6 protein-coding genes and 1 pseudogene are annotated in these 7,750 nt (G+C 31.0%); 1 reads left to right on the top strand and 6 read right to left on the bottom strand.

The window, feature by feature from the left end; genetic code table 11:
• The 5 genes and pseudogenes from ABY863_RS11815 to rnpA form a co-directional block, all read right to left on the bottom strand.
• Positions 1-544, bottom strand: a pseudogene (locus ABY863_RS11815) (glycosyltransferase); the annotation flags it as partial.
• Positions 545-667: 123 nt separating this feature from the next.
• On the bottom strand, positions 668-1,939 hold the full coding sequence (gene purD, locus ABY863_RS11810) for a phosphoribosylamine--glycine ligase (RefSeq protein WP_372795080.1): 1,272 nt from the start codon (positions 1,937-1,939) through the stop codon (positions 668-670).
• A 56-nt stretch (positions 1,940-1,995) separates the two neighbouring features.
• Entirely contained in the window at positions 1,996-3,684 is a 1,689-nt protein-coding gene (locus ABY863_RS11805; protein WP_372795078.1) for a hypothetical protein, read from the bottom strand.
• 75 nt (positions 3,685-3,759) lie between these two features.
• On the bottom strand, positions 3,760-5,397 hold the full coding sequence (locus tag ABY863_RS11800; RefSeq protein WP_372795076.1) for a S41 family peptidase: 1,638 nt from the start codon (positions 5,395-5,397) through the stop codon (positions 3,760-3,762).
• Complete coding sequence (gene rnpA, locus ABY863_RS11795; protein WP_372795074.1) at positions 5,384-5,770, bottom strand: ribonuclease P protein component; 387 nt, start codon at positions 5,768-5,770, stop codon at positions 5,384-5,386. The genes ABY863_RS11800 and rnpA overlap by 14 nt, the downstream gene beginning before the upstream one ends.
• 91 nt (positions 5,771-5,861) lie before the next feature.
• Between rnpA and ABY863_RS11790 the strand changes: the two genes are divergently transcribed.
• The gene (locus tag ABY863_RS11790) at positions 5,862-7,040 is read left to right on the top strand and encodes an acyl-CoA dehydrogenase family protein (protein WP_372795072.1); all 1,179 of its coding nucleotides are present in this window, start codon (positions 5,862-5,864) and stop codon (positions 7,038-7,040) included.
• A gap of 449 nt (positions 7,041-7,489) precedes the next feature.
• Here the strand turns inward: ABY863_RS11790 and ABY863_RS11785 are convergent.
• A partial coding sequence (locus ABY863_RS11785; protein ID WP_372795070.1) for a T9SS type A sorting domain-containing protein occupies positions 7,490-7,750 on the bottom strand: 261 nt, incomplete at its 5' end.

Below are 7,750 nucleotides of genomic sequence, written 5' to 3'. Positions count from 1 at the left end.
CGTTAAAACCTTTTAATTCAATTAACAATTTGTTTTCTAATATGGTGCGTTGCGGTTCTGGCCCGGAGAGAAGCACCAATAAATGATATTTAATTGCTGTTTTTTGTTTTTTAAACCGACTTAAAACCCCAAGATATTTAACTTTAAACTTTGGCTTGTTTAAATGGCTTAGCATTCCAGAAAAATTGGGTTTAGTTTCAACATCAGGAACCCAACATTCATCAAATTGCTCAATTATTTTTTGATGAATTATTGAAGTCAAAAAGGTTGTTTTACCCGACAAGACTTTTAGTTGGTGTGTAACATAAACTGAAGGTACTTTTTTATTGAAAACGCCAAATCTATTATCGGAAATAATACCTTTTAAGTCTTCATCCTTAATTAATTGAGCAACAATTTTTCGTTCTTTTTTTACTGCTAAAATTATAGAAGGAACACTTAAAAATAGTTTAAATTTTAAATTTTCACCCTTTTTTGGGTACTTGATATTATAGGAAGGAAGTGCATAACTTTTTAAAAATGGAAACTCTTTTTGAAGTAACAATAAAGCATCTCCATCACTTGCAATAATTGGTTCAAAACCATCCTCTAATAAAGAATTAATTATTGGAATACAACGTGTTGCATGTCCTAATCCCCAGTTTAACGGAGCTACAAGAATTTTTTTTTACAAGTCAAAACCAATGTCTTTTCTAAAATTCATTTTATCAAAACTTATTTTTTCAATGTTTTGATAAGACTGTTTTAAGGCTTGCTTAAAATCACTTCCATAAGAAGTAACGGCAATAACTCTACCTCCATTGGTCAAAATTTCATTATTTATTAAGGTTGTACCTGCGTGAAACGGAATGGAGTTTTCAATAGTATCAAGTCCATTAATAACTTTCCCTTTTTCGTAATTTTCAGGATAACCGCCTGAAACTAACATAACAGTACAAGCACTTTCTTCTTTAAATTCAATGGTTTTAGTATGCAATTCATTTTTACCAGCCGCAATTAATAATTCTAAAAAATCACTTTTAATACGCGGAATTACCACTTCAGTTTCTGGATCTCCCATGCGGCAATTGTATTCAATTACTTTTGGTTCATCTCCTACTTTTATAATACCAAAGAAAATAAAGCCTTTGTATGGAATATTATCTTTTAACAACCCCTCTACAGTTGGTTTAATAACCCTGTCTTCAATCTTTTTCATAAAGGCTTCGTTCGCAAAAGGAACTGGTGAAACTGCGCCCATTCCGCCTGTATTTAAACCTGCATCTCCTTCTCCAATTCGTTTATAATCTTTCGCGTTTGGTAAGTTTACATAGCTTTTACCATCTGTTAAAACAAAACAACTTAGTTCAATTCCATCTAAAAATTCTTCAATGACCACTTTACTGCTTGCCTCCCCAAATTTTTGATTTGCCAACATTTCATTTAACTCATCTTTGGCTTCTTGTAAATCAGTTAAAATTAACACGCCTTTTCCTGCTGCTAATCCATCAGCTTTTAAAACATACGGTGGTTTTAACGTTTCTAAAAACTGATAACCTTCTTCTAAATTTTTAGTTGTAAAGCTTTTATAAGCAGCCGTTGGAATGTTATGACGAACCATAAATTCTTTGGCAAATTCTTTACTTCCTTCTAATTGTGCCGCATATTTTTGTGGTCCAATTACAGCTACATTTTTTAATTCAGCATCATTTAAAAAGAAATCATGAACGCCTTTTACTAAAGGATCTTCTGGGCCAACAAGCACTAATTCAATATGATGTTGTAAAACTGTTTGTTTTAAAGCATTAAAATCGGTTGGATTTATGTTTAAATTTGTTCCAAATTGCATAGTTCCTGCATTACCCGGAGCAATAAATAATTGATTTAATAAGTTGCTTTGTGCTATTTTCCATGCAAATGCATGTTCTCTTCCTCCTGATCCTAAAATTAGTACGTTCATTGGTTTATTTTATTCAAATTCTTTATTTATTGTGCAAAAACTCTTTATTGAAACGGTTAAAATATTTGCTCTAAAATTTTTTCCGTTATTACATAAGTTGGCAATACACCTGTAGTTCCCAAACCTCCGGAAGCTAATGTACTTCCTGTTTCTAGTGGATTATCAGATGCATAATAAGCATACCGAACCTTCACATTTTTTGAAATATTTCCTCTAATTTTTGCCGCTGCTTGTATGGCTTTTTGATAATGAGCACCTTCCATTTCTAATCCTGTAACTTTCCAAGTTGAATCATGAAAAAAGCTTAAGATATCTTTATTTTGAAGTGATGTTCCTAAAACGGTAACCATAGCACCAGTATAAACATCTACACCACAACCTTCAAACATTCTTTTCTTTAATTGATTTTTAAAAGGGTAATTATCTGCTGTTCCTTCAAATATATGTGATGAAGGAATCATAATATCACCTTTGCCTCCTTCTAAAATGCCTGCTTTTCCCATAATTGAGATAGAGTCAACATTAAGATGTTGCTTTTTGTTCTTCTTATCCACATATGGTTTTAAAAGTTCATCCATAGTTTCGTACGCTTGTTCACCAAAAGCATAATCCATCACAATTATAACTGGTTTTTCTTCGTTATCTATGCTATTCTCAATTAAATATTGAGTTTTACTCATATCAATTTTAGCGGTGTCAATAATTTGAACGTTTATATTGGTTCCTGATGTATCTTTAATATAAGTGAGTCCATTTTCAGCAGCATATTCCATGACTTGTTTTCGTAAATCTTCATTATCATCATTGCTTAACAACTTAAATAATGAAAGGGTATCATTATTTTTAATTTGTTTTGGTAAAACAATTGGTGCGTAAATAGAATTCATTACGCTATGCATATTAGCACTAATAATATGAATTGGACGACTTAATAAATTTTGCTCATTTAAAACGTCTTTTATATTTGTTGCCCAAATTTCACCGTAAATATGATGCCCAATTCGTTCTCTTAAAATTGGACTAAAATTAATGGCTCTTTTTATGCCGTGAATTTTTTCATTAATTGCAATGTTTCCTAACCAATAAATTATTTGAAATAAACGATCAGGGTTTTGTTCTTCTCCTAATATTGTGTGCACTTTTTGTGTTTCTTCAAAACTTCTCCCTAAAACACTTGCCATATGCGCTAACATAATATCTCTACTATCTCCATCTAAGGTTCTGTTATGCAATACAACATCTTCTAATTTTTTCCATTCTCTAATGGTTTCCCCTTCATCATTTACCAATACTTTGTTGGCAATTTTATGAGATTCAATAAATAAAAATGTTAAATGTGTTAGTATATCATAAATTTCTGAACGTCCACGAGTCACCTCAATATTCATTTGATCTTTGTCAATTCTAAAACAAGTTCTTCTTCTTTTTGCAGGAATTATTGGTTTAAAATGTGAGTTTGAGTATCCTTCATCTGCAGTTAAATTTACATATCTACATTCTTCAATTCCTTCAGGTAAGCGTTCAATTACATAAATTAAACCATTTAATTCTACTTTTTCTTCCGCAATTGATCCGTATATTTCAGGGCGAAGCACCAATAATGCTTCACGTAAGGCATCTCCAGATATTCCCATAGGTTTGTAAAACCCCCTTGTAAATAAATGGCGCATTGAAATGTATAAACGCTCTATGGCTTTTGACGATTCCTGAGCGCGCGTTCTATGTTTTATTTTTGTGTGTGACATACTTTGTATTTGGGTATCAAAGATACAACTTATCTATTTATTTGTGTATTTGTTCTATTTTGAAACGTTCAATTATTACTTTTTTAATATTGAATTATATGTTTCATTGTTGTTTAAAATTGACATTGCTTTAATAATATTTGTGTCAAATGAAGCTTTTTGCATATAAACGCCTTCATCATAATAATAGCGTTTTACTATTTCTTCGGTTAATTTATGAAGTATTTCTTCTTTGTTTTTATCTAATTCTTTTAATTTTTCTAATTGAATTTTATCTAAAAGTTCTGTAAATGTTTGGTCTAAACTTCCATCTAAATGTTCCGAAATTGCTTTTTGTTTTGCTTCTTTAAAATGAGCTTCAGTTTTAGTTTCAAAAGCATCATTGTTTTTACTTAAGTATTTTTTAAGCGAATTAAAATCAGTATCATTTAATTCAAATTTTGAGGGTGCTGCTATGGTTGTATTTTCATAAAAGTAATTGGTTACATAATTAAAAAAGGCATCAGAATTTAACAAATTCTCTGTAGTTTCTGTTGTGGTTGGTTTTTCAACTTCAATATCTGGTAAAATACCTCCACCGCCATACACGGTTCTTCCTATTTCGGTTTTATAGGTTTCTCTTCCTGCATCAGAAAATTTTGGAACTTTCCCTTTAGCATCTCTATTGGTATAATCTAGTTCCTGAATACATCTTCCGCTTGGCGTATAATATTTAGAAATGGTAATTTTCATTTGAGTGCCATAAGAAAGTTCTCTGTAGCGCTGCACCAAACCTTTTCCAAATGAACGCTCTCCAATAATAACACCTCTATCATAATCTTGTAAAGAACCAGCTAAAATTTCAGAGGCTGAGGCTGAACGATTATTGACAAGAATTACAACTGGTATTTCTAAATCTAAAGGTTCATCTTGTGTACTAAATGTTTCACTCCATTTTTCAATTTTAGCCTTGGTAGTTACTACAATTTTATTTTTTGGAATAAAAAAATTAGTAATTTTTACGGCCTCCATTAATAAACCTCCAGGATTGCTTCTTACATCAATTATTAATTTTTTCATTCCCTCTTCCTTTAGCTCTAAAAATGCTTTTTTTACTTCGGAAGCTGCTTTTTCATTAAATTTTGTAAATGAAATATACCCAACCTCAGCATCTAACATGGTGTAATAAGGCACCGGATTTACTTCAACTTTTTTACGTGTGAGCTCTAAATCTATCTTTTTATTTTGACGTTCAATTTGAAGTTTTATGTTGGTATTTGGCAATCCGTTTAATAAAGCTGAAGCTCCTTTTTCATCATAATCCTTTACAACAACATCGTTAATTTTTAAAATTTTATCTCCCGGTTTCATTCCTTCTTTCTCAGCAGGAGAACCTTTTAATAGTTCACGTATTATTAACGTATTATTTTTATACTGAGTAGTTGCTCCAATTCCGCCATATTCACCAGTTTGTTCAATTCGTGCATCTTCAACTCCTTGTTCATCATAGTAACGTGTATATGGATCTAGGTTTTCAAGCATGTGATTTACTGCATTATTGGTGAGTTTTGCAGGATTTACCTCATCAATATAATACATGTTTAATTCTTTAAACAACGTAGTGTATATGTCAATTTGTTTTGCAATTTCAAAAAAATCAGATTGAAATCCTACTGAAACCAATAAAGAAACTGCTACAAAAATTCCTATGAATAGTTTTTTAATTCTGCTCATCTTCTTTAATTTTTATTAAAAATTTATCACAAATTTTTTTAATAGAAAGCTCTAAGTCATCATATTTTGTTTCATCGTTTGTCATATAAATAAACATAAAAATATACTTTTCGTTTATATTTTCAGAAAATAGCTGCTTATTTTTACGGTAAACTTCACGCATCATTCTTTTAATTCTATTTCTATTTACAGCTAATTTTACAGCACGTTTAGGAACTGTAAATCCAACTTTTATAGGGAATTCTGAATAATGTTCCTTTTTTAAATAAATTAACTGAAGAGGAAACGATTTTACACGATTGCCTTCAGCAAATAATTGTTGAATTACTTTTTTACTTTTTAATTTTTCTTCTATTCCTAAGGTAAATCTCATTAATACAAATGTACTGAATAAAAGATTTTAAAAAATAATTTCTAAAAAGACTTTAATTACTAAATTTGTGTACAACTTAATAAAAAAATCAATGTCTCAAGATTTATTTCAAGCTCCAGATTATTATCAGTTAGATGAATTATTAACTGAAGAAAATATATTAGTGCGTGACGCTGCACGTGATTGGGTAAAACGTGAAGTTTCCCCAATTATTGAAGAAGCTGCACAACAAGCAAAATTTCCTACATCCATAGTAAAAGGCTTGGCTGAAATAGGTGCCTTTGGGCCTTATATTCCTGAAGAATATGGTGGTGCAGGATTAGACCAAATGAGTTATGGATTAATTATGCAAGAAATTGAAAGAGGTGATTCAGGTGTTAGATCAACGGCTTCTGTTCAATCTTCATTGGTTATGTACCCAATTTGGAAATACGGAAATGAAGAACAACGTAAAAAATACTTACCAAAATTAGCAAGTGGCGAGTTTTTAGGCTGTTTTGGATTAACTGAACCAGACCACGGATCAAATCCAGGAGCAATGGTGACCAATATTAAAGATATGGGTGATCACTTTTTGCTAAATGGTGCAAAAATGTGGATTTCAAATGCCCCTTTTGCTGATATTGCTGTTGTTTGGGCTAAGAATGAAGAAGGACGTATTAAAGGGTTAATTGTTGAACGTGGTATGAAAGGGTTTACAACTCCAGAAACGCATAACAAATGGTCTTTAAGAGCTTCTGCAACAGGTGAATTAATTTTTGATAATGTAAAAATTCCAAAGGAAAATATTTTACCCAATAAGGATGGTTTAGGTGCCCCACTTGGCTGTTTAGATTCTGCTCGATATGGAATTGCTTGGGGAGCAATAGGAGCCGCTATGGATTGTTATGATACTGCCTTGCGTTATTCAAAAGAACGTATGCAGTTTGGTAAACCTATTGGCGCTTTTCAACTTCAGCAAAAAAAATTAGCTGAAATGATTACCGAAATTACAAAAGCTCAGTTGTTAACTTGGCGCTTGGGAACTTTAAGAAATGAAGATAAGGCAACAAGCGCTCAAATTTCTATGGCAAAACGGAATAATGTTGATATGGCGATACACATTGCAAGAGAAGCACGACAAATTTTAGGTGCTATGGGAATTACAGGAGAATATTCTATTATGCGCCATATGATGAACTTAGAAAGCGTAATTACGTATGAAGGAACTCATGACATTCACTTATTAATTACAGGTTTTGATATTACTGGCTTGCCTGCTTTTAAGTAATAATGTTCAACTATAAAATTATGAACGGTAATTCTATGTAAAATTGAGGATGACCGTTTTTTTAGTCATGCCACATTTAATACAGTAGCAGTTTATTACGAGTTTTGTTTCAAGAGATTCCCAGCCAAGCTGAGAATGACGATTTTTTTATGACCATTTATTAACGAACTTTAGTAGGAAGTTTACTATTTTAAAGGAGCATTATAAATTTTATACATTAGTCTGCACTAATTACTAAGTAATTTACAATTATTGCTTATTAAATATGGAAAAAGGTCTAGATGTTTTATTAATAACGTCCAGATGTTTTATGTATAACATCTAGACGTTTTCTTTCAACTGCTAAGTAGTTTGAGTAAATAAATAAAGAAATTGAAACTATTTAATAAGAGAATAAAAAAAGAGACTTCATATTTGAAGTCTCTTTTAGTTTATAGGTTGTCTACTTATTACTCAATAATTATCTTTTTTGTGGCTTTCCCCAAATTTGTACTTACTGTTACAAAGTATAATCCAGGTTTTATAGCTGAGGTATTTACCGTATATGTATTACTATAATTTGAATTTACCTTATTTTCATATACTTTTTGCCCGAGTACATTAGAAATTCTAATATTATAATCTGTAATTTCTCTTGGCATTTGAAGCTTTAATTCTCCGTTTTTAACCGGATTTGGATATAAATTAAAAGTACTTAATAGTTCATCTTG

This window comes from Lutibacter sp. (assembly GCF_041562875.1).
Lineage (GTDB): Bacteria > Bacteroidota > Bacteroidia > Flavobacteriales > Flavobacteriaceae > Lutibacter.
This window is presented reverse-complemented; position numbering and strand designations above follow the sequence as displayed.

Bases quoted from the DNA above. Each gene is read 5' to 3' on its own strand.
- purD (WP_372795080.1), bottom strand. From the start codon at position 1,939: ATGAACGTACTAATTTTAGGATCAGGAGGAAGAGAACATGCATTTGCA.
- ABY863_RS11805 (WP_372795078.1), bottom strand. From the start codon at position 3,684: ATGTCACACACAAAAATAAAACATAGAACGCGCGCTCAGGAATCGTCA.
- ABY863_RS11800 (WP_372795076.1), bottom strand. From the start codon at position 5,397: ATGAGCAGAATTAAAAAACTATTCATAGGAATTTTTGTAGCAGTTTCT.
- rnpA (WP_372795074.1), bottom strand. From the start codon at position 5,770: ATGAGATTTACCTTAGGAATAGAAGAAAAATTAAAAAGTAAAAAAGTA.
- ABY863_RS11790 (WP_372795072.1), top strand. From the start codon at position 5,862: ATGTCTCAAGATTTATTTCAAGCTCCAGATTATTATCAGTTAGATGAA.